The organism is Parafilimonas terrae (genome assembly GCF_900115755.1).
GTDB lineage: Bacteria > Bacteroidota > Bacteroidia > Chitinophagales > Chitinophagaceae > Parafilimonas > Parafilimonas terrae.
The window spans coordinates 31,366-54,367 of record NZ_FOXQ01000015.1; the positions used below are offsets into that span (position 1 = coordinate 31,366).

Sequence of the window (23,002 nt, forward strand, 5' to 3'; positions counted from 1 at the left end):
TCTTGCGCTAAAAATAAACGGTATGAAGTTATACAGCATAGAGACAGAATTATTCAAGCTTGATGGCGGCGCCATGTTTGGCGTTGTTCCAAAATCAATCTGGAATAAATTAAATCCTGCAGACGAAAATAATTTATGCACATGGGCCATGCGCTGTTTGTTGATTGAAGATGGCAACAGATTAATACTAATTGATAATGGCCTGGGCAATAAACAGAGCGAAAAATTTTTCAGCCATTATTATTTACATGGTGATCACACGCTTGAAAAATCTTTAGCAGAAAAAGGATTTGGTAAAGATGATATTACCGATGTTATTTTAACGCACCTGCATTTTGATCACTGCGGCGGCAGCGTTGACCGCGATGGCGATAAACTCGTCACTGCTTTTAAAAACGCTGCTTATTGGAGCAATCAGGAACACTGGAACTGGGCCGTTTATCCTAATGACCGCGAGAAGGCATCTTTCTTAAAAGAAAATATATTGCCTATACAGGAAAGCGGGCAATTGAAGTTTATTGAAAGTGTAAACAATGAAGCAGATGAGCCATTGGGTGAAAACAGTTTTAATGATAACATCAGCGTTCGTTTTGTAAATGGCCATACGCAGCAAATGATGTTGCCGCAAATAAAATATAAAAACAAAACCATTGTTTATGTAGCCGACCTGCTGCCTTCGGTGCATCATATTCCCATGCCTTACATAATGGGTTATGATATGTTTCCGTTAACCACCTTGCATGAAAAGAAATCTTTTCTTACGGAAGCTTTAAACAACGATTATATTTTATTTTTTGAGCATGACCCCAAGCACGAATGCTGCACGCTGAAACAAACAGAAAAAGGTGTGAGGCAGGATGTAATCTTTAAGCTGGACGAATTGTGAAAATTATTCAATTGAAAAAATCATGGCTGATTGCCTGGATTCACTCCATAAAGAAAGCCTCCGCTGTTAACAGAAGAGGCTTGCGTATTGACTGCTGCTGATATTATTTTATCCAGTTAAAATTCCTGTCGTAATGATTGTAATTGTGCTTATTCCTGTAGTCAAGAAAACGATTATTTACGGCTTCGATCTTATTATTCCTTTCCCTTTGTAATTGCTGTATAAGATCAATTTTTCTTGAAGCCGCAATGCGCAGGCTCATCGCTTCTCTCACCTGTTGGTTATAAGCGGCATTAATGTTTGCAATTTGCCGGTCACGCTCAACAGTTGTAAGTGAATACGTTTCCACATAATGCTTTCCATAACTAAAATGTACGGCTGGCGTACGAAATGTAACTGCCGCTGCAAACGGCTGTGAAAATGCGGCTGCACTTATAATGAACAAGGTTAAAAAGAGTGTAAAGATTTTTTTCATGTTGTTGATTTTTTACTGTGAATCAATGATTATGAGATAACGTTTTTCTTTTTGCGTTTATCAAAACATTGTTAATCATAAATAACCATTATCACTAACACAAACAACCTGACTTCAAACAAAAAAGCAACGCTGTTGTTGCGTTGCTTTCTGTCTGCAAATTATTAATGCAGTATTATTTTTGTGTGCTGTCTTGTTTTTGCTGTTGCATTCTCTGTATCTGTTCCTGCATTTGCTGTTGCATAGGATTTACAGGCTGTGCAGGTGCATCGGTTACATCTTTCACTTCTATATCAAATACCAGGTTTGAAAATGCGGGAATTTCATTGCCCTGCCGCTGTTGCCCGTAACCCAGGAAGGCCGGGATATACAATTTGCCTTTTCCACCTTTACCAAATAATGGCAGCCCATCGCTGAAGCCCGGTATCATACCCGGTGCGCCCACTACAAATTCAAGCGGTTCAGTGTGCCCTTTGCTGCTATCCATATTGGTATCAAATTCATGGCCTGTTGTGAGCAATTTGCCACGGTACATTACAGAAACTTTTTTGCCGGAATCAGCTTTCAGCGCCGGATCGCCGGCATTTTCAATAACAGCATAAGTGCCGTTTTTTGCCTTAACACCTTTCAGGTTATTTTTTGCCAGGTAATCTTCTATTGCTTTAATCTCATTATTCTTTTCATCTTCCATTGCTTTTTCGTAATCTGCCATTACAGCTTTTTCGTCTTTAAAAGCCTGCAGCAGCTTAACTTTTGCTACCATCACCTGTCCCTTTACAAAAAGTTCGTCATAACCCTGTATCATTTTTTTATTTACCAGGGAATCAATATTCATGCTCACCACAGCGCTATCGCCCACACTCATCAACGGTATTATTTCCATGAAAGAATATTCCGATCTTTTACTGGTATCAACCGGGCCATAACCGGGCACATGGCCAAAAGTGCTTTGTAAAACTGAATCACGGTCCATTAACCTGAATTCCACATTGAACTTTATAAATTCACCGGCTTTGGGTTTCTCAGTTCCGTTGCCCTTGAATATTTTATAGGAAAGGCCGGAAGGCGTTTGTTCGTAATTCATGCTGCAGGCGGCTAAACTTGTAATAAGCATCGCCGCTATCAATGTTCTTTTCATTCGTATATTTTTTGTTTTTTTTAATGCTCTCATGGAACCTCGCTATGCACATCCCCTATGTGAGAAAAATTATCATGCTCGGTTTCATTTTTTTGCTTTTGTTTATACAGATTTTTATGCTAACTGTTTTTCGTATAGTTTAATTACTTCTTTAAATTTTTTAAGGCTTTCTTCCAGCGTATCGGAGCTTCTGCCGCCTGCCGCATTTTTATGGCCGCCGCCTTCAAAATGATTACGCGCCAGTTCATTCACATCAAAATCCCCTTTGCTTCTAAAGCTCCATTTACGTTCTTCCGTTCTGTCTATCAATAAAGCACCAACCTTAATGCCTTCAATCGTGAGTAAATAATTTACAAGCCCCTCGGTATCGCCGGTTTGTATCTGGTATTTCATAAGATCATACCTTGAAATAGCCATTACGGCTGTATTATATTCATACAAAACATCCAACCTGTTTAGCAGCGCATTACCTATAAACCGCAGCCTGCTTTCCAGGAAATTATCGTAAATGTTTTCATGAATAAGGCTGTGATTCAATCCCAGTTCCTTTAAATGTGCAACGGCCTTATGCGTGTGTGCTGATGTAATGGCAAACCGGAAAGAACCCGTATCTGTCATAATTCCGGTATAAATACAGGTTGCCATATCAAGATCAAGCTTATCTGCAAAAGGCGATTGTACAATAAAATCGTACACCATTTCGCAGGTGGAGCTTTTAAGAATATTACTCACACCATAATCAAAATGTTCTTCAGCAGGCTGTTCATGATGATCTATAAGCACCTTTACGCATTTAATGCCCAGCAGCAGCGTTTCCATTTTTTTGGTGCGGTGCATGGCGTTAAAATCGAGGCAGAACAATATATCTGCATTTTCTGTTAACGCTGTGGCCTTTTGCATTTGCGCCTCAAAATCCACCACTTCATTGCAGCCGGGCATCCAGTTTAAAAACTTCGCCCAGTTGGTGGGAGAAACAACAGTAACATTATGGCCAATTTTTTTAAGGAAATGAAATAAGGCAAGTGCAGAACCCATTGCATCGCCGTCAGGCTTCTGATGCATGGTAATTACAATATTCCTTTTATCTTCCAGTAATGGATATAAATGCGCTATCGGCTGCATAAAGGCGGCAAAATTGCGGCTTTAATAGCACACGGTCAAATGATTTTTGGTTTACCGGCCATCTATAACAATTTGCTTTGATTTTTAAATTATTGATAGCTTAGTTTTGCGCCGAATTTTAAAAACTATGAGCAATACAACATTTACCATGATAAAACCCGATGCTACGGGTAAATCATACACAGGCGCTATTCTTGACCGCATTGTAAAAGCCGGTTTTAGCATTAAAGCCATGAAGTGGACAAAACTTACCAAAGAACAGGCAGGCGCTTTTTATGCAGTGCATAAAGAAAGGCCTTTTTACGGCGAACTGGTTGAATTTATGAGCAGCGGCCCCATTGTTGCCGCCATTTTGGAAAAAGAAAATGCCGTTGCCGATTTCAGAAAATTAATTGGCGCTACTAATCCGGCACAGGCTGATGAAGGCACCATCCGCAAGGAATTTGCCGCTTCTGTAGGCGAAAATGCCGTGCATGGCAGCGACAGTGATGAGAATGCCGCAATTGAAGGAAATTTCTTTTTTTCTGAGCTTGAAAGATTTTAGGCTAAATAAACTTGTTTGTTAAGTGCAGATGCTTACATTTGCACTTTAAGGGTTTAGGGTTGAAAAAAGGGGCGTCGATTCTTCGTCAGCCCCAATTTTATTTTAATACATTATATAAACTGCCGCCTTTAATAAAAATCCTGTCAATGTTTTTTTCTGTAACAGCATCTTTTTCAAGTACAGGCGCATGGTGTGGTTTAATGCGTGCATCTAAAACAACTGCATCGCAGCCCCAGTGTTTATGGTTATAAAAACTGTTGATGCCATATATATCATAAGCAGGATTACAGCGGGTGAAGGTTGCCCATAAAAAATTATTCAAACTGTTTGCAGTAAACGATGCCTCATCGCAAATAATAATAAAAGGCGTTTGCTGTAACGCTGCAGATGCATCTTTTAATTGTTCATGCAGTTGCTGCATCTCCGTTTCCGCATTATTATAATCAATAAATTTTTTCGTTTGAATACATACAATTCCGGGCAACGCCAGTTGTGCATTCTCAAAATTTTGTAGTTGCGAAAATGCAGATGGAATTGATGTGCAGAGCTTTCTCGCCACATCGCTGTATGCTGCAAAAACAACCTTGCTGCCCTGGTTAAGCCCTGTGCCTGAGTAATCAAGCGTATCAATAGTGGTATTGGTATAAAAATGAATGTCCCTTTTAAGATTGATGCGCTTCAACATAAAATCAAAAAAAGCAGGAATATTTTGAGGCGATAATTTTCGCTCATCATCAGCCGTGATAAATAAAAATTTAGCAAGGCTTAACTGGCCGGTTCCTAAAATATGATTGGCGATGGTAAGTATTTCTGCCGGTTGTTTTATTTTATTGTAAGGTGTATAACGCTCACTGCCCGTTGCCAGCAACAAAGGATGCACGCCGGCAGCATCCACGGCATTCACCTGCTGCAGGCCGGGAATTTCTTTTGTTAAGGCGTCGCCCGTAAGTTCATGGATTAAATTGCCAAAAGCCGTGTCTTCCTGCGGTGGCCTGCCTACCACTGTAAACGGCCATATCGCATTATTTTTTGCATATATTTTTCTCACATGCATTAAAGGAAAATCATGCGTTAAACTATAATAGCCAAGATGATCGCCAAACGGCCCTTCCGGTTTATTCTCTCCGGGCAAAACTTCTCCCGTAATTACAAAATCTGCATCGGCGCTTATGCAAAACCCATCTTTATAAAAATACCTGAAACGCCTGCCGCCCAACAAACCTGCAAACATTAATTCGCTCATACCTTCCGGCAAAGGCATTACAGCGGCCAGCGTATGTGCAGGCGGCCCGCCAGCAAATATGCTTACTTTTAAAGGCAAGCCTTTTTCATTGGCTTTTGTTTGATGTACGCCAATGCCGCGGTGTATCTGGTAATGCAACCCTGCTTCCTCATTCAAAACATAATCATTACCGGTAAGCTGAATGCGGTACATGCCAAGGTTTGACTGATGCACACCCGGCTTCGTAATATCTTCTGTATAAACCTGCGGCAGTGTTACAAAAGCGCCGCCATCTTTTGGCCAATGCTGAATTAAAGGAAGGTCCGTGATCTTTATTTCATGATTGATCACAGGCGAAGTATTTACTTTTTTAGGCAGCGATGATAAAGCGTTTATGCCATGCTTTGCTGCACTGAACGGATGCTTAAAAATTGTTTGCGGATTATTTCTTAAACTGATAAGCCGTTGAATGGCTTCGAAGCGTTTCCGGAAGATAAACCGGCTTCTTTCCATGGTGCCGAAAATATTGGAAGCGGCGCGGAATTTTGATCCTTTTACATTTTCAAACAATAAAGCCGGGCCCTGCGCTTCATGTACCCGTAAATGAATGGCGGCCATTTCAAGATGCGGGTCAACTTCTTCCTTTATTCTTATTAAGTGACCATTCTTTTCAAGGTCGTTAATACAGTCTTCAAGCGTTGTGTAAACCATGGTTATGCAAACCTATAAAATAACCATCAGCTTATATTTAAATCTATATATCAGGCTTATCAATAGCTTAGGCTTCAAACCTGCTGCGGGCGGTTCATATTACCCCAAAACTCTTTTATCAAATTGCTTTTTAATTTACCGCGTTCGCTACTGTCCTATTTCACATAAACTAACATTCATAAGTTATTCAAAGAATATTTGCCAAAAGATTATTAATTTTTAGTTAGGCTAAAGCCCGCAGTTAGCGTTTCTTTGCAATCCCAAAAAATTGACAAAGTAAATTTCACAGGATGAAACGCCCATGTAAAATTTTTCACACACAAGAGGATGTACATCAGGCGTTCCATGAGACCATTGAAAAAACAAATATGTACGAATGAAAGTTTTAAAATTTGGCGGTTCTTCGGTAGCGAATGCAGAAAACATTCAAAAGGTTGCCGCCATTGTTATGTCAAATAGCGAGCAGCAGGTAGTTGTAGTGAGTGCTTTAGGCGGTGTAACGGATGCATTGATTAAAGCCGGCACACTGGCAGAACAAACGGACGAAACCTATAAAGATGTTTTGAAGGAACTTGAAAAAAAGCATCTTGACACTGCGCGGGCATTATTGCCGGTAACGCACCAAAGCAGTTGTTTGAGCATGATCAAGCAACAGTTTAATGAACTGGAAGAAATTTGCAACAGCGTTTTCTATTTGAAAGAATTATCACTGCGCACAAGAGATCGCATTATTAGTTTTGGTGAATTATTATCATCAAAAATTATTACAGCTTTTTTACAATCGAAGCATGTGGATGTGGAATGGCTCGATTCACGCAAGCTTATTAAAACCAACAGCAGCTTTGGTTTTGCCGCTGTAAATTTTGAAACCACCAACCAGCTTATTATAACAACTATTCAGGCCTTAGATAAAAATATTTTTTTAGCGCCGGGTTTTATTTCCAGCGACAATAACAATAATACAACAACGTTAGGCCGTGGCGGCAGCGATTATACGGCGGCCATTTACGCTTCCTCGCTGAATGCAGCCTCTCTTGAAATATGGACAGATGTAAGCGGTATGATGACCGCAGATCCACGCTGGGTGCCCAATGCAAAACCCATTGAACGCATTTCTTACCAGGAAGCAATGGAGCTATCGCATTTTGGTGCTAAAGTGGTTTACCCGCCAACCATTCAGCCGGTGCGCCAGAAAAATATTCCTACATGGGTTAAAAATACATTTGCGCCAAACGACGCAGGCACCGTTATCGACAGCATTACGCAGCATGATGGCGATATTGTAACCGGTATTTCAAGCATTAATGCTATTGCCGTTTTAAGCCTGGAAGGCAGCGGCATGATTGGCATACCGGGTTTTTCAAAACGTTTGTTTGAAGCATTGGCAAGCGCTAATATTAATGTGGTATTGATAACGCAAAGCTCATCCGAACATTCTATTTGTGTGGCCGTAAACACGAGCGATGCAATAAAAGCCAAAGAAGTTGTTGACAGCACGTTTGAAGTAGAAATTGCGCAGGCAAAAGTAGAACCTTTAAAGGTGGAAACAGAGCATTCAGTTATTGCACTGGTGGGCGACAAAATGAAAAGCCATCCCGGCATCAGCGGCCGTATGTTTGATGCTTTGGGAAGAAATGGTATTAATGTAAGGGCGATTGCACAAGGTTCATCTGAAAGAAATATTTCGGCTGTAATTGCACACGCCGATATTAAAAAAGCGGTAAACGTTTTGCATGAGGCTTTCTTTGAAAATGTTTACAAACAGCTTAATATTTTTATCCTCGGCGTTGGAAATGTTGGCGGCAAATTACTTGGCCAGGTATTGCAGCAGCAAGCATTTTTGCAGGAACATTTAAACCTTCAGGTGCGTGTTACGGGCATCGCCAACAGCAGGAAAATGTTATTCGCCGATAATGGCCACGACATTGATTTAAAACAATGGAAAGAAGAATTAAGTGAACAGGGCGAGCCGATGCAGCTTTCCAAATTTGTTGAAACCATCATTCAGAAAAACTTTCGCAATTCTGTGCTTGTGGATGTAACAGCCAACGAAGATGTTGCAAAAGTATATGAGCAGCTTTTATCAAAAGCGGTTTCTGTGGTTGCGTGTAACAAGATTGCAGCTTCAGCATCCTACACACATTACAGCGAATTAAAATCACTGGCAAAAGAATACAATGCATTGTTCCTGTTTGAAACCAATGTAGGCGCAGGATTACCTGTTATCGGCACATTAAATGATTTGCGAAGAAGCGGCGATGTGGTAACCAAAATACAGGCAGTGCTTTCAGGCACATTAAATTTTGTGTTCAATAATTATGATGCCACAAGGCCATTTGCAGAAGTGGTAAAACAGGCGCAGGATGAAGGCTACACAGAACCAGACCCTCGTTTGGATTTAGGCGGGACAGATGTGATGCGCAAGATATTAATTCTTGCACGTGAAGCTGGCGAGCAACTTGAAATGGAAGACATAACCAACAACGGTTTTTTGCCTGAAGAATGTTTTAAAGGAAGCGTGGATGATTTTTATAAAGCCATGCTTAAACATGAAGATCATTTCAAAAAATTATACAAAGCAGCAGCATCTGAAAATTGCAAACTCAAATTTGTAGCAGAGTTCATCAATTCACCGGAAGGCAAAACCGCCAATGTGGGTTTAAAACATATTCCTGCTGATTCTGATTTTTATCACCTGTATGGCAAAGACAATATTGTTTTATTTTACACGCAACGTTATCCCGAACAGCCGTTGGTTGTAAAAGGCGCCGGCGCCGGTGCTGATGTTACCGCCAGCGGCGTTTTTGCTGATATTATAAGAGTAGCAAGAGTATAATGAAATCAGTTAAAGTAAATAGCAGTGCAACTGTAGCGAATATTGTTTGCGGCTTTGACATTCTCGGCTTTGCATTGAATTGCCCTTGTGATGAGCTTACCGTAGAAGTAAGTGAAGAACCCGGCGTTCAGATCATCAACGAGGATGACTTCGATCTACCCACCGAAGCAGAGAAAAATGTAAGCGGCGCAGCCTTACTCGCATTACTGGAAGAAGCCACAGATATAAAAGGGCTGAAATTAACAAGCAAAAAAAATATAATGCCGGGCAGCGGCATCGGTTCAAGTGCAGCAAGCGCCGCCGGTGTTGTTGTTGCAGCCAATCATTTATTAGGCAATCGTTTTACAAAACAGGATTTGGTACGCTTTGCCATGAATGGCGAAAAAGTTGCCTGCGGCGTAAAACATGCCGATAATATTGCGCCCTGCATTTATGGCGGCGTTACCTTGATACGTTCGGTTTTTCCGCTGGATATCATCAGCATTGATGCACCGCCTTTGCATGTAACCGTTGTGCACCCACAAATAGAAGTGCGCACTTCTGATGCGCGTCAAATTTTAAAGCAACAGGTTTTATTAAAAGATGCCATTAAACAATGGGGCAATATTGCAGGGCTTGTTGCAGGCTTCATTAATCATGATTATGATTTGATTGGCCGCTCGCTGGAAGATGTAATTATTGAACCGGTACGCAGCATATTGATACCCGGCTTTGACGAAATTAAAAAAGCAAGCAAGGAAGCCGGTGCTTTGGGCGGCGGCATATCTGGTTCCGGGCCATCTATTTTTATGCTCAGCAAAGATGCAGCAACCGCTTTCGCCGTTGAAGCAGCCATGAAAAGTATTTATGATAAAATGGGCGTTGCCTATCACACGCATGTAACAACTATTAATAAAGAAGGTGTAAAGATTGTCTGAACTCCCGTTTTACGGAACAGGCCGGATTTTTATGATTAAAAGATTAAGAGGAATTTTTATTATTATGAACTAAGCTGCAGTACTGCTATTAAACACGGTTGTGTCACTCCCTTGTACTGCAACAATTCTATTCAGCATGAATTACTACAGTCTAAATAAAATTTCAGCATCTGCTACTTTCGAAGAAGCCACGGTGAAAGGCCAGGCGCCTGATAAAGGATTATATTTTCCTGAATCAATTCCAGCATTATCTAAAGATTTTATTACCAATATACAATCATATTCAAAAGAAGAAATTGGCTTCACGGTAATGAAGCCTTTTGTTGGCGGAAGCATTCCTGATGATGTGTTACAGCATATTGTGAATGAAACCATCAACTTCGATTTTCCGCTGGTGAAAGTGAGCGATACTATTTATTCACTTGAATTATTTCATGGGCCTACTTTGGCTTTTAAAGATGTTGGTGCGAGGTTCATGAGCCGCTGCCTCGGTTATTTCAACCGCAATAAAAATCAAAAAACAACTGTACTCGTTGCTACATCCGGCGATACCGGCGGCGCTGTTGCCAATGGTTTTCTTGGTGTTGAAGGCGTTGATGTAATCATCTTATATCCTTCAAAAAAAGTGAGCCCTGTACAGGAATTGCAATTAACAACGCTGGGTAAGAATATTACAGCCATTGAAATAACGGGCAGTTTTGATGATTGCCAAAGCATCGTAAAGCAGGCATTTGCAGATGCTGAACTGAATAATAAATATTCGCTTACATCTGCCAACTCTATCAATGTGGCAAGATGGCTGCCGCAACAGCTGTATTATTTCTATGCTTACCAGCAATGGCAGCAGGAAAAACCACCAATCATTAGTGTGCCAAGCGGCAATTTTGGAAATATATGTGCAGGTATTTTGGCTAATATTTCAGGTTTGCCTGTTAAACATTTTATTGCCGCCTGCAATGCCAATGATGTTGTGCCCGAATTTTTGAAGACCGGTAATTATCAGCCTAAACAATCTATCGCAACTATATCCAATGCAATGGACGTAGGTAATCCAAGCAACTTCATCCGCATACTTGAACTGTTTCATCAAAAAACAGATGATTTAAAATCGCAACTCAGCAGTGTTAGCATTGATGATGTAACCACCGAAGAAACAATTAAAGATATTTTTAAAAAATATAATTACGTTTTAGATCCGCATGGTGCTGTAGCCTATTATGCGTTGAAAGAATACATGGAATGGGATAACAATGAATTTGATAATAGTACCTTGCCAAAACCGGCCGGTATTTTTCTGGAAACGGCGCACCCTGTAAAATTTCCGGAGATAGTTGAAGCCGTTACAGCACAAAAAATTGAAGCGCCTGAAAGTGTTGAGTATTTATTCGACCGCAAAAAGCTAAGCATTGAAATGCAGCCTTCGTTTGCTGCATTTAAAGAATGGATGATGAGTAAAAATGTATAAACTTATCGTTTAAACCAGCCGCGTTTTTTAAATGCATAAATCATAACTACGGGTATGAAAAGCATCAGTGCAACAGCAGCAAAAAAGCCATATTTATTATGCAGGTAAGGTATGCTTTCAAAGTTCATCCCGAATATGCCGCCAATAACTGTTGCCGGCGCCATTAAACAGGTAACTATCGCCATCACTTTCATCACTTCGTTTAAGCGAAGGTTTACTTTGTTTAAATAAAGGTCCTGCATGCTCATCATCATATCACGATAGGTTTCAACGAGGTCATTTGCCTGCACGATATGATCATAAACATCTTTAAAATATTTGGTAGTACGTTCATTTAATAAATCGCTGTCGCTGCGCAAAAAGCCATTAATTACTTCCCTTACAGGGCCAACATTCCGTTTTAAAATAATCATTTCTTTACGCAACCCATTTATGAGTGCAAGCGAACGTGTATCGCCCCTGCGTATAATTTCTTCTTCAAGTGTTTCAATATGCTCGCCTAATAATTCAAGCACCGTATAATAATTATCAACAATTATATCAATTAATGAATAACACAGATAATCTGCACCGGCTATTCTTAATTTGCTGGTATTTATTTTCAGCTTTTCCCTCACGGGATTAAACACATCACGGTTGGCTTCTTCCTGGAAACTCAATACGAAATCTTTGCCCAATACAATGCTTACCTGCTCTGTTTCTATGCTATCGGATGCGGCATTATAATAAAGCATATTCATTAAACAGAACAATATATTATCCAGCTCATCCATTTTAGCCCGTTGCCCAACACTTAATATATCTTCAACCAACAGGGGATGAACATCATAACCTTTGCATATAACTTCAACATCACTTTTTCTTAAGCCGTCAATATTTATCCAGGTGATGCGATCATTATTCTTAAATTTTTCGCAGGCATATACGGAGTTATACTCGTGATGCTCAATTGTTTTAATATTGTAATCAAACACTTCAACTTTTATTGTTTCCGGCTCTGCACGCGCTGATTCCACTGAAGGGTTAAAACGCAATACCGGATGCGCCGGCCTTGAACCAAACGCCGGCAGTATTTTCTGAAGATAATCTTTGGTAAACGACATGTTTGCTTACTTATATAAATGAAATTACTTAATTTAAATATCAGCTTTCATATCTAAAATTTATTAACAGCCGTTGATAAAGCAGCAAATAAAAAAGCGAATGCATTACTTTGCTTCAAAATTTGCAAACAGCAGTGTTAAAGCCTTATTTCAAAAGAAAGTATATTGAAGCCGGGTGTGATGAAGCAGGCCGCGGCTGCTTTGCAGGGCCTGTTTGTGCGGCTGCTGTAATCCTTCCTAAAAATTTTTATCACCCGGTATTGAACGACAGCAAGCAATTAACACCTGAGCAACGCGAAACACTGCGTGTGTATATTGAAAAGAAAGCGTTGCATTATGCAGTTGCCATGGTGGATAATGATGAGATTGATTCCATCAATATTTTGAAAGCTTCATTTAAAGCCATGCACCTGGCACTGGAACAATTGCCGGTTGAACCCGCTTTGATTTTGGTTGACGGCAACCGGTTTACAACCTGGCGCAACGTGCAACATCAATGTATAATAAAAGGCGATGGTATTTATGCAAGCATTGCTGCGGCAAGCATTCTTGCCAAAACATACCGTGATAAATATATGCAGCAACTGCATGATGAATTTCCGCATTATAACTGGGCGCAAAACAAAGGCTATGGCACAGTTGAACACCGCCGCGCCATAGAATCGCATGGCTTGTGCAGGTATCACCGCAAAAGCTTTAATATACTTTCTGCACAACTGGAAATAAATTATGAATTGCAGGAAGAGATAAATTAGTAATGAATAAAATCCTTCTTTTATCCTGTTTGGCATGGTTATTTTTTTCATCCTGCGGCAAGTACATAACCGAGACCGGCAAAGCATCTTATTATGGTGATAAGTTTGTGCGCAGGCCAATGGCGAATGGCAAAAAATTCAGCCAGCATAAATTAACGGCTGCGCACAAAACACTGCCGCTTGGCACAAAAGTGAGGGTCATAAATCTTACCAATCACCAAAGCGTAAAAGTGCGCATTACCGACCGTGGCCCTTTTGTGCAGGGCAGAATTATCGACCTGAGTAAAAAAGCGGCAAGAAGAATAAATATGATTAATGCAGGCGTTGTTGCTGTTGAAATAAAGTATAAAAAGAAGAAGTAGTATTAAGCTAAAAAGAGTTTGCCATTTTTATAGGCATCCCATTGGCATAGCATAACTGCTTTATTCATTACCTGTCAACATTAACTGCAACCCTTTTATGAAAGTCGGGACCTGCGTATCCATGTGATCTAACCCGGAATACACATCAGCTTTGAAAAATATTTTTTTTCCCAAAACTTCCGACAATTGTTTTAGAACATCGGGCTGGTTACTGCTTTCATTTAGTTCGGGCCCGCCGTAAGTAATATACATTTGTATGTTATCTTTTTTATGGTGGTCAATTTTTTTGAATTGATCAAGCAAATAATAATTGTTATAGTGTAAAGAAGGACTTGCTGCTATGTAATTATTGATGCTGACGCTTTTGCCTGACAGGTTTTGCAGAAGTGCATAGCTTGTAAAATACCCTCCTAATGAATGCCCCATTAATGTTCTTTTTGCAGTATCTGTTCTATACATACTGTCAATGGCCGGAACCAACTCTTTATCTATAAAAGATAAAAATCTATCAGCCCCGCCACTAACACTCATCTCATATTCAGGTATAGCAATGGGATATGTATCGTCTCTGTTTCTTAATGAATCCATTGCCGTAAAATCTTTATATCCTATCCCCACAAGTATAACAGATGGGGCTAACCCTACTTCAGAATATTTATCAAGAATAGCAGCAACAATATCGAAATATAGGTTTGCATCTAAAAGAAACACAACCGGGTATTTGTTTTTATTGGCTGTATAATCGGCCGGTAAATTCACGTTGATGTAAAATGAATCTTTTACATTTTCTGAATACATAGGGATTTTATTGAAGCCATCTTTATTTTCTAAGTTTTTGTCCTTGTCAGAACTCAGATTACAAGCTGTACTTGTTAACAACAGGAGTAAAGAAAAGAGGTGCCTGATCATTTGCTTTGTTATTGATTTAATATTACTATATGATTATTGAAATATAGACTGTGTTATTCTGATGCCAGGTGTAACACCTTTAAAAAAGTTATTGAAATAAAGCAATGGCTCAACAGAAGTTTTATAGAATTGAATTTTACCGGCACCAAACCTGAAGGTATTTTTCTCAAAGAAATCTCCTTTTCTGTTTATAAGATAGCCGAGTGAAAAGGCTGCGCTGTAAGAGAATCCTTTTGTTGCATCATGATCTTTTATGCCACCTTGTTCATACATGAATGTCAGAAAATCGTTGCGATAGGTTTTTAACTTACCGGTACTGTCTCTGGAAAATAAAAAGTTTGGTTCCCAGGTAATAGTGGGCTCCCATTTGTATGTGCGTGCACGGTTTACTATACTAAGTTTTATACCAATACTGGCTGACGGTACAAAATAGTTTTTATAGTTCTGAATATTGGCTGAATAATATCCTGTTAATTGGTCATTTGAAGTACCTGGTCTATACCCGGCAACGGCCTCTGCTGTTATAGCCGGGTCTTTTATCATATACCAGGAACCTGTACCCTGCACGATATGCCATTTGCTTTTTACATCAGCTTGCAATGTTGTAAACTTTTGTCGTAAAATACCATTCATATACCCGGCCAGCTCTTCGATATTGTTCAGATAAAACTCAAAATGATAATAACGTGTGGCAGTTGCGCTAAGTTTGGTAGTAGGCTTTGGCGGATCTGGAATAACACCTATCATATTAATAGTGTCCTGCATTGTTCTTAATGTTACTGTTTCGCCTTTATTAATAAGAAAACTGGATGATTTGGGCAGGTATTGCTGAAATCTTATTTTTTTACGATTGTGCGCATCAGTTATATAATCTATGCGTTTTGAAGTAAGCGGATCAATAAGTGAGTCTTTTAAAAAAGCTATATCATTTAAAAAGATTTTGAGCAATGAATCAATATTACCCACCCTTTCGAGGTCCGAAATATCACTCAGGTCTATTTTCATTTTATTACTGTTGCCAAAATCAATGTAAAAACTCCTGGTGAATAATATATTATCCGATATATCAAAAACTTTATCGCCAGATTGGGCAAAAAGATTTACCGTGATGCCCGTTGCAAGCATCAACAAACAAATGATTTTTTTCATTTTATTTTAGTTTGGAGAGGTTTTGTGTTTTAGGATACTTATACCTGCTCCGGTGTTATGGGCTGCAAGTGTATAATCGGTATAAATATCCTGGTTAAATATTTTTATTCTTGCCGGAATACGGCTTTCAGCCATATTGAGACAGCTGCCTTCATTATCCAGTTCGTTTGCATGAACTATTTTCAATCTTTTGGGCGCTTTTGCTATTATTGTTGGTGTTTTAACAACACTGTCTTTTAAAACAGGCGGCACTGTCTTTGCTTCGTTTATTAAAACCGGCTGCGTTTGAGATGTACCGGTAATTTCTATTTCAGGTATTTCAGCAATTTGTTTGAAAGGCTTCTCAATCTTCTTGCGGGTTGATTTAATTTTTGCTATTGGATGTGGAGCATTCGTTTTTTCAATTACAGCTTTTTCAATGAGCTCTCCGGGAACAACATGTTGTTGCTGCAGTTTTACTGAAGGTTGCTGTACAACATTATTATTGTTTGTGCTACGCAAAAACGAAATAATTGTTACAACAGCAATAATACTGGCCGCAGCCATCTGATACCAAAAAAATTTTGGTCGGTGTTCCTTATTCAGTTTACCATACAAACTTTCCCACACAGCGTTTTTATCGGGCAATGTATATTCCTGCAACGCATCTGTATCTTCAAGCTTCGCCTGCCAGGCATTGTTATTATTTAATTTTTCGTTTGTCATAGTCCAGCCCGTTTTGTAATAATTTTTTTTGCAACAGCACCTTTGCTTTACTTAATTGAGATTTTGAAGTGCCTTCACTAATACCAGTAGCTTCAGCTATTTCTTTATGATTCATTCCTTCAATTACATGCAGATTAAAGATTGTGCGATAACCCACCGGCAGTTCAAGAATAAGCTCAAAGATTTCTTTGGCCGATAAGGTATTTAGTGCATCTTCTTCCAACTGAACCCCTATTGCTGCGTCTTCAGTTACTATATTAAATACATTCTTCTTTCTAAGCATCATCAAACATTCATTGATTATTATTTTTTTAAGCCACACATATAATTGTGCTTCGCTATTGTATTGAAATGAGCTAAGGCTTTTAAAAAACTTATGAAATCCATCCAGCAATGCTTCTTCTGCATCCTGCCTGTTTTTTAAATACCGGTAACAAATAAGCATCAGCCTGTCATTAAACTGGTCAAACAGGCATTTCTGCGATGCTTCAATTCCCCGTTTTGCTTCTTTAACCAGTTTTTTTGTATTCATATAATTTCAACAGTGCTTATTGCTTTTACTCTATAAATGCATATTTATGGAAAAGGGTTGTATGTAATAAAAAAATATTGCTAAAATCTAAACCATAAACTGTCAAGGAGATAACAAATATAAAACCCCGGATAAGCATAGCGAGCCGTGGCAGGAATGCCTGTGTAGAGTTAAAAAAGGTATTTGATATTAAAAGGTTAATGCAGCCGGCATGCCGGTAAGCAGTATTTGAATGAAGGGCGAAAACTGCAAAACCTTATGGATGGATAACTTATCAACTATTCAACTTATTACCACTTCAACAACGCACTGGCCCAGGTAAGCCCGCTGCCAAATGCCGCAAGGCAAACGAGATCACCGTTTTGTATCTTACCTTCCTGCCATGCCTCGCATAAAGCAATGGGAATAGAAGCTGCAGTTGTGTTACCATACTTCTGAATATTATTATACACCTGGTCGTCATTTAGTTTTAATCCTCTTTGTACAAACTGGCTTATGCGCAGGTTAGCCTGGTGCGGCACCAGCAGCTTTATATCCTGCGGCGTATAACCATTTTTAGTAAGCGCTTCCATTACCACTTCAGGAAATTTTACTATTGCTTTCTTAAACACTTCCGGCCCGTTCATAAAAGGACGGTTTTGTACCTTATCAATCATGGCATGGCTTTCAAACATTTCACCAAGCTCTGCATCATCAAAATCGGCAAGGCCTTCCTGCCAGTGATTGGCATGCGTGCCCGGATTATACATAGCCAGTATTTCTGCGCTCCTGCCATCGCTGTGCAAATGCGTGCTGAGTATGCCGCGGTTTTCATCTTCTGTTGGCTGCAATACAACAGCGCCGGCGCCATCACCAAATATTACAGATACATTGCGGCTGCGTGTATTAAAATCAAGCCCGAAAGAATGTTTCTCACTGCCAATAACCAAAATATTTTTATACATGCCGCTACGTATAAATTGGTCGGCCACACTTAATGCATATACAAAACCGCTGCATTGATTGCGCACATCCAGCGCACCAATTTCGTGCATGTTTAATTCGCGTTGCACAATTACACCACAACCCGGGAAATAATAATCGGGAGACAGCGTAGCAAACACAATAAAGTCAATATCCTGCGGCGTAATGCCCGCTCTTTCTATAGCCATTTTTGCAGCCGCAATGCCCATGGTAGCCGTGGTTTCATCAGTGCGGTGGGCATACCGCCTTTCTTTAATACCGGTGCGTTCCTGTATCCATTCGTCACTGGTATCCATATATTTTGTAAGGTCGTTATTCGTGAAAATATTTTCGGGCACGTACATCCCAATTCCTGCAATAATACTTCTGGGCATAATGTTGTTTTTTATAGATGTGTTTTTGGTGGCCGGCTATAGTATTTCATGTCATCCCTGCCTGAACTGCATTCAGACAAAGATGACAGCACCACCAAAGCCGATAACAAAATAAAATTAAAACTTAAAAGCTAAATGCAGATCAATTGTGATTAGTGTGGGCTTATTACTTCCAGAACTTTAAAATCATTATCCAATACAACCATATTCACTTTTCTTCCTGTTGCAATAATGCCAACTTCATTTTCCATACCCAAAACTCTGGCAGGATACAGGCTGCACATACGCAAAGCTTCTTCAGTGTGAATATTGCAATGGTCAACAAAATTCTTTACACATTTATTCATGGTTAATGCAGAGCCGCTGAGAATGCCATTCGCTGCGTATTTATCGCCATCCAACGCATGTGTATAATAACCTTCTTGCGTTTCTGTTACGGCATCGGTAATGGCAAACAATCTTTCACCCATTAATTTTTTAGCGATGCGAATGGCAGGGAAACTTACATGATAACCATCAGGCACAATGCTGCAGTTAACCGATGCATGATCGAATATAGCGCCTACCATGCCAGGCTCGCGGTGCTGCAAAGCGCTCATGGCATTGTATAAATGCGTGGCCGTTTTTATTGTATTAAATGACTGTGTGGCCTGTTCGTATGTTGCATTGCTGTGGCCCGCAGACACTGCAATATTATACGATTGAACAAGTTCAATCACTTCTTTGCTTACAACTTCCGGGGCCAGCGTTATTATTTTTATTACATCTTTTCCATATTCCAATAATGCTTCCGCCTGCTGAACAGAAGGCGGGAAAATCCATTCCGGGTTATGTGCGCCGCGTTTGGCATGGCTTATCCACGGGCCTTCCACATGCAGGCCTAAAACGCCCGTCCCGCCTGCATTCCAGTAATCTCTTACGGCATCAACGCATTTGAAAATTGTTTCATAAGTATGTGTGGCAACCGTGGGCATACAGTGCGAACAACCGCCTGCTTTACTGTATTCATAAATGGCTTTCACCGTTTCTGCATCGGGGTAAGCAGAAAGCAGTCTCTTATAAGCGCCGTATAATTGTATATCAATAAACGCAGGCGCTATCAAGGCGTTTTTATAATCAATAATTTCGGCACCGACAGGCACATCAGTTAACGGATGCATGCCAATAATTACATTATCCAGCACAGCAACTGCATGCTGCTGCTGCATATCGTAACCTGTAAATATCTTTTCTGCCAAATATATTTTTGTATTACTCATCTGTTATTTTAAACCTGTCGGCGTCTTTTAAAAATGGAAATTTCGCTCTTATATCTTCAAGATGTTTTCTGTTTAATTCAATCGTAAAAACATCTTCCTCATCTTTTTTATGATAGAATATTTCACCCAGCGGGTCCACAACCATGCTATCGCCTGAATGATAAATTTCATTACCATCATTACCAACCCTGTTCACGCCAATAACATAGCATTGATTTTCTATTGCCCTTGCCTGCAATAAAGTTTTCCATGCAACGGAACGGCGTTCGGGCCAGTTGGCCACATAAATTAAAACGTCATATTCCGGTTGGCCCTCGTCCCCGTTTCCTCTCCACAAATATTGAGGGGTGGCTTGCCTGGCCCACACCGGAAATCTTAAATCGTAACAAACCTGCAGGTTTATTTTCCAGCCTTTTGCAGATGCAATTAGCCTTTTATTGCCCGGCGTATAATGATTATGTTCATCACCGTAAGCAAATAAATGGCGCTTATCATAATAACCATATTCACCATTTGGCAGCATCCATACTAAACGATTATAGTATTGTTCATCTTCTTCTATCATCAGGCTGCCAACAACGATAATTCTTTTTGAGGCTGCAACTTTTTTCATCCATGCAACGGTATCACCATGCATTGTTTCAGCAAGTTTTTCGGGCTGCATACTGAAACCCGTTGAAAACATTTCAGGCAGAATAACTACTTCGGTTTTCTGCTGAATGGCATTTAGCTTTTCTTCAAACATCTGCCTGTTGGCAGCAGCATCCTGCCAAAATAATTTTGATTGAATTAATGTGCAGGTAAGTGTTTGCATCAGTTGTTTATATTTTGTTGCTGCTTTAAAAATTGGTCTGCCAACTTAAGGTCTTCCGGCGTATCAATACCAATACTTGCATGATTCGTTAATACCATTCTTATATTAATACCATTTTCAAGATAACGGAGCTGCTCGAGCTTTTCAATTTTTTCCAGTTCGCCGGCCGGCCATGTTGTAAACTTCAGCAAAGCTTCTTTCCTGTAACCATAAATGCCAATGTGTTTAAAATGCCTTGCTTTTGTACCTGCATCCCTTATAAAAGGAATTACGGAGCGGCTGAAGTATAAAGCATCATTGTTTTTGTTAACAACCACTTTCACATTGTTCGGGTTTTCAATATCGCCTTGCTCAAACAGTTCATGCATTACGCTTGCAACATTTACGCATTTATCATCAAAAGCCGATAATAAACCTTTAAGCACACCCGAATCAACAAATGGTTCATCACCCTGTACGTTTATAATTACATCGCAATCAACATCGGCAATAGCTTCTGCGATACGGTCACTGCCACTTTCATGGTTCCGTTTGCTCATTACAACGTTATCGTTCTGCAATTCGTTATAAATAATTTCACTATCGGTAACAACCATTACATAATCAAACAAACCTGTTGCTACCGTATTATCATAAGTGGTTTTTATAATTGTTTTTTCACCAAGCATCTGCATCAGCTTTGCCGGGAAACGCATTGATGCATACCGTGCAGGAATCACTGCTATCTTCTTCATGCGTGCAATTTCGTTTAAAATTTCATTTCCTGGTTTTATGATTGCGTTAGTTATTTACAGCACAGCTCCATTTTTTACCTTTCATACATTTCGGCATAACTATTTAAAATTTGGTTAGTTTTATTTGATAAAAATTTATTGTGCCTGTTCTTGAAATAAATAATATTACCAAACATTATAAAACTGTTACCGCTTTAAATAATGTTTCATTCAGTGTGCCGGAAGGCAGCGTTTATGGTATTCTGGGCCCAAATGGCAGCGGCAAAACAACTTTGCTCGGTATTATCCTTGATATATTAAAACCATCATCCGGCAGTTTTACTTTGTTGGGCAAACCTGCTGATGCAGATGTGCGTAAACAGGTAGGCACTTTGCTGGAAACGCCTAATTTCTATCATTATTTATCAGGTGAAAAAAACCTGCGCATTGCTGCGCATATAAAAGGCAAAGGCTTTAATGAGATTGATAATGTGCTGCAGAAAGTAAACCTTTATCAACGCAGGCAAAGCAAGTTCAATACCTATTCTTTAGGTATGAAACAAAGGCTTGCAATTGCTTCCTGCTTATTGGGCGATCCGCAGGTTTTAATTTTTGATGAACCCACTAACGGGCTTGACCCAAATGGCATTGCTGAAATAAGGGAACTGATAAAGCGGCTTGCAGAAGAAGGCAAAACCATTATTATGGCAAGCCATTTATTGGACGAAGTAGAAAAGGTTTGTACACATGTAGCTATAATCAAAAACGGCAATCTTTTAACGGCAGGCAGCGTTGATGAAGTGCTTGTTACCGATGAAATAATTGAAGTGGCTTCAGATGATTTAATAAAGCTTGAAGATGTATTGCAGCAGATGGACGGCTTTTCATTCATCAAAAAACATAACAACGTATTGCAATTATTTTTTTCGAATGGCAATGCAAATGCCGCTGCTATAAACCAGCATTGTTTTAATCATAACATCGCATTAAATCATTTACAGGTAAAGAAAAAGAGCCTCGAAACTAAATTTTTAGAACTCACGAATAAGGTATAAGGTAAAAGCTATGAGGCGTAAGGCGCAACCTTCTTACACCTCATACCTTACGCTTCACACCTCCAAATACGAATTATGGCGCACTTATTAAAACTTGAATGGCTTAAGGTAAAAAACTATCGTGCCTTCTGGATATTTCTTGCATTATATGTAATAAGCCTTTACGGCATAAACCAGATTGCATTTAATGTGCAGGGAGAAATTAAAAAGAATAATATGCCGGTTACCATTTTCCCTTACGATTTTCCTTCCGTGTACCAAACCATTGCATGGGTAAGCAGTTGGCTGCTATATTTCCCCGGCATGTTAATGATACTTGTTATAACCAATGAATATAATTTTAAAACGCACCGCCAGAATATTATTGATGGTTTAACAAGGCAACAATTTATCCTTGCGAAAATATTTTTTGGGCTCATCATTGCAATTATAACAACCGCCTGTTGTTTTTTGATTGCGGTTTATTTTGGAAGCAGCTTCAGCAAAACATTCTCGTTTAATGGCATTGAATATATTGGCTATAGTTTTATTCAAACGCTTTGTTATTTATTTACCGCTATGATACTTGCCGTATTAATGCGGCGCAGCGGCCTGGCAATGGCTGTTTTCTTTTTATATGGATTAGTGTTTGAGCAGTTAATCGGCGGCCTTATTGATTTCAAAATTATAGGCGATGGCACTGTACGTTATTATTTTCCTTTGCAGGCAAGCGATACATTAATTCCTGTAACATTCGGCTCCAAAATCATTTATAACAATGCACCATCTGCAACAATATTATTTGTTATATGCCTTGTGTATATAGGGCTGTTTCTATTTCTTTCTTTCTATAAATTTCAGGAAGACGATTTATAATTCAGCGGGCCGCCTGAGGTTGTGTTGAATAAGCAATAATCAATGCTCAATATTTAATAATCATTTTAACACAATTGAACATTGATTATTGTTTTGTTCCTGCCCGACCGATTCGGACAGGCGGGGAATATTGAGTGT

General features: G+C 39.5%; 22 protein-coding genes. 9 read left to right on the plus strand and 13 right to left on the minus strand.

The features are described 5' to 3' along the window. The first annotated feature begins 22 nt into the window (after positions 1–22). Entirely contained in the window at positions 23–886 is an 864-nt protein-coding gene (locus tag BM015_RS18730; RefSeq protein WP_090662419.1) for an MBL fold metallo-hydrolase, read from the plus strand. Between the two features lie 103 nt (positions 887–989). Here BM015_RS18730 and BM015_RS18735 read toward each other — a convergent pair whose 3' ends face one another. From BM015_RS18735 to BM015_RS18745, 3 genes are all read right to left on the minus strand, one after another. Further along, positions 990–1,361 (minus strand): hypothetical protein, encoded by a 372-nt coding sequence (locus BM015_RS18735; protein WP_090662421.1) that lies wholly within the window; start codon positions 1,359–1,361, stop codon positions 990–992. A gap of 175 nt (positions 1,362–1,536) precedes the next feature. Further along, positions 1,537–2,499, minus strand: coding sequence for an FKBP-type peptidyl-prolyl cis-trans isomerase (locus tag BM015_RS18740; protein WP_177191960.1), 963 nt, complete (start codon positions 2,497–2,499; stop codon positions 1,537–1,539). Between the two features lie 114 nt (positions 2,500–2,613). Next, positions 2,614–3,621, minus strand: a complete 1,008-nt coding sequence (locus BM015_RS18745; RefSeq protein WP_090662425.1) for a DHH family phosphoesterase — start codon at positions 3,619–3,621, stop codon at positions 2,614–2,616. A gap of 127 nt (positions 3,622–3,748) precedes the next feature. On the opposite strand from BM015_RS18745, the gene BM015_RS18750 reads away from it, so the two are divergent. Further along, complete coding sequence (locus BM015_RS18750; protein WP_090662427.1) at positions 3,749–4,165, plus strand: nucleoside-diphosphate kinase; 417 nt, start codon at positions 3,749–3,751, stop codon at positions 4,163–4,165. Positions 4,166–4,262: 97 nt separating this feature from the next. Here BM015_RS18750 and BM015_RS18755 read toward each other — a convergent pair whose 3' ends face one another. After that, positions 4,263–6,098 (minus strand): UbiD family decarboxylase, encoded by a 1,836-nt coding sequence (locus BM015_RS18755; protein ID WP_090662430.1) that lies wholly within the window; start codon positions 6,096–6,098, stop codon positions 4,263–4,265. 376 nt (positions 6,099–6,474) lie between these two features. On the opposite strand from BM015_RS18755, the gene thrA reads away from it, so the two are divergent. The 3 genes from thrA to thrC all read left to right on the plus strand — a co-directional run bounded on the left by thrA (position 6,475) and on the right by thrC (position 11,316). Next, complete coding sequence (gene thrA / locus BM015_RS18760) at positions 6,475–8,934, plus strand: bifunctional aspartate kinase/homoserine dehydrogenase I (RefSeq protein WP_090662432.1); 2,460 nt, start codon at positions 6,475–6,477, stop codon at positions 8,932–8,934. Next, complete coding sequence (locus BM015_RS18765) at positions 8,934–9,851, plus strand: homoserine kinase (protein WP_090662434.1); 918 nt, start codon at positions 8,934–8,936, stop codon at positions 9,849–9,851. The genes thrA and BM015_RS18765 overlap by 1 nt, the downstream gene beginning before the upstream one ends. 136 nt (positions 9,852–9,987) lie before the next feature. Beyond that, a complete protein-coding gene (thrC, locus tag BM015_RS18770; RefSeq protein ID WP_090662435.1) occupies positions 9,988–11,316 on the plus strand; it encodes a threonine synthase in 1,329 nt (442 codons plus the stop codon). 2 nt (positions 11,317–11,318) lie between these two features. Here the strand turns inward: thrC and corA are convergent, their stop codons facing one another. Next, positions 11,319–12,419 (minus strand): magnesium/cobalt transporter CorA, encoded by a 1,101-nt coding sequence (gene corA, locus BM015_RS18775; protein ID WP_090662437.1) that lies wholly within the window; start codon positions 12,417–12,419, stop codon positions 11,319–11,321. A gap of 122 nt (positions 12,420–12,541) precedes the next feature. Between corA and BM015_RS18780 the strand changes: the two genes are divergently transcribed. Together BM015_RS18780 and BM015_RS18785 are read left to right on the plus strand one after the other, a co-directional pair. Beyond that, positions 12,542–13,174, plus strand: coding sequence for a ribonuclease HII (locus BM015_RS18780; RefSeq protein WP_245751499.1), 633 nt, complete (start codon positions 12,542–12,544; stop codon positions 13,172–13,174). Between the two features lie 2 nt (positions 13,175–13,176). Continuing rightward, positions 13,177–13,536: a septal ring lytic transglycosylase RlpA family protein gene (locus BM015_RS18785; protein WP_090662440.1), complete on the plus strand. Its 360-nt coding sequence runs from the start codon at positions 13,177–13,179 to the stop codon at positions 13,534–13,536. 60 nt (positions 13,537–13,596) lie between these two features. Here the strand turns inward: BM015_RS18785 and BM015_RS18790 are convergent, their stop codons facing one another. The 8 genes from BM015_RS18790 to kdsB form a co-directional block, all read right to left on the minus strand. Next, complete coding sequence (locus tag BM015_RS18790; protein ID WP_177191961.1) at positions 13,597–14,334, minus strand: alpha/beta hydrolase; 738 nt, start codon at positions 14,332–14,334, stop codon at positions 13,597–13,599. Positions 14,335–14,478: 144 nt separating this feature from the next. Then, a complete protein-coding gene (locus BM015_RS18795; RefSeq protein WP_090662445.1) occupies positions 14,479–15,594 on the minus strand; it encodes a hypothetical protein in 1,116 nt (371 codons plus the stop codon). 6 nt (positions 15,595–15,600) lie between these two features. Further along, a complete protein-coding gene (locus BM015_RS18800) occupies positions 15,601–16,299 on the minus strand; it encodes a hypothetical protein (RefSeq protein WP_090662447.1) in 699 nt (232 codons plus the stop codon). Continuing rightward, positions 16,277–16,831, minus strand: a complete 555-nt coding sequence (locus BM015_RS18805; RefSeq protein ID WP_090662449.1) for an RNA polymerase sigma factor — start codon at positions 16,829–16,831, stop codon at positions 16,277–16,279. Before BM015_RS18805 ends, BM015_RS18800 begins: the two co-directional genes overlap by 23 nt. A 290-nt stretch (positions 16,832–17,121) precedes the next feature. Next, a complete protein-coding gene (locus BM015_RS18810; RefSeq protein ID WP_090662451.1) occupies positions 17,122–18,168 on the minus strand; it encodes a 3-oxoacyl-ACP synthase III family protein in 1,047 nt (348 codons plus the stop codon). 152 nt (positions 18,169–18,320) lie between these two features. Beyond that, the gene (gene nagA, locus BM015_RS18815; RefSeq protein ID WP_090662453.1) at positions 18,321–19,427 is read right to left on the minus strand and encodes an N-acetylglucosamine-6-phosphate deacetylase; all 1,107 of its coding nucleotides are present in this window, start codon (positions 19,425–19,427) and stop codon (positions 18,321–18,323) included. Further along, positions 19,420–20,241 (minus strand): amidohydrolase, encoded by an 822-nt coding sequence (locus BM015_RS18820; RefSeq protein WP_090662454.1) that lies wholly within the window; start codon positions 20,239–20,241, stop codon positions 19,420–19,422. Before BM015_RS18820 ends, nagA begins: the two co-directional genes overlap by 8 nt. Then, complete coding sequence (gene kdsB / locus BM015_RS18825) at positions 20,241–20,975, minus strand: 3-deoxy-manno-octulosonate cytidylyltransferase (protein WP_090662455.1); 735 nt, start codon at positions 20,973–20,975, stop codon at positions 20,241–20,243. The genes BM015_RS18820 and kdsB overlap by 1 nt, the downstream gene beginning before the upstream one ends. Positions 20,976–21,115: 140 nt before the next feature. Between kdsB and BM015_RS18830 the strand changes: the two genes are divergently transcribed. Then, a complete protein-coding gene (locus BM015_RS18830) occupies positions 21,116–22,009 on the plus strand; it encodes an ABC transporter ATP-binding protein (protein WP_090662456.1) in 894 nt (297 codons plus the stop codon). A 75-nt stretch (positions 22,010–22,084) separates the two neighbouring features. Continuing rightward, the gene (locus BM015_RS18835) at positions 22,085–22,864 is read left to right on the plus strand and encodes an ABC transporter permease (protein ID WP_090662458.1); all 780 of its coding nucleotides are present in this window, start codon (positions 22,085–22,087) and stop codon (positions 22,862–22,864) included. Positions 22,865–23,002 lie beyond the last annotated feature (138 nt).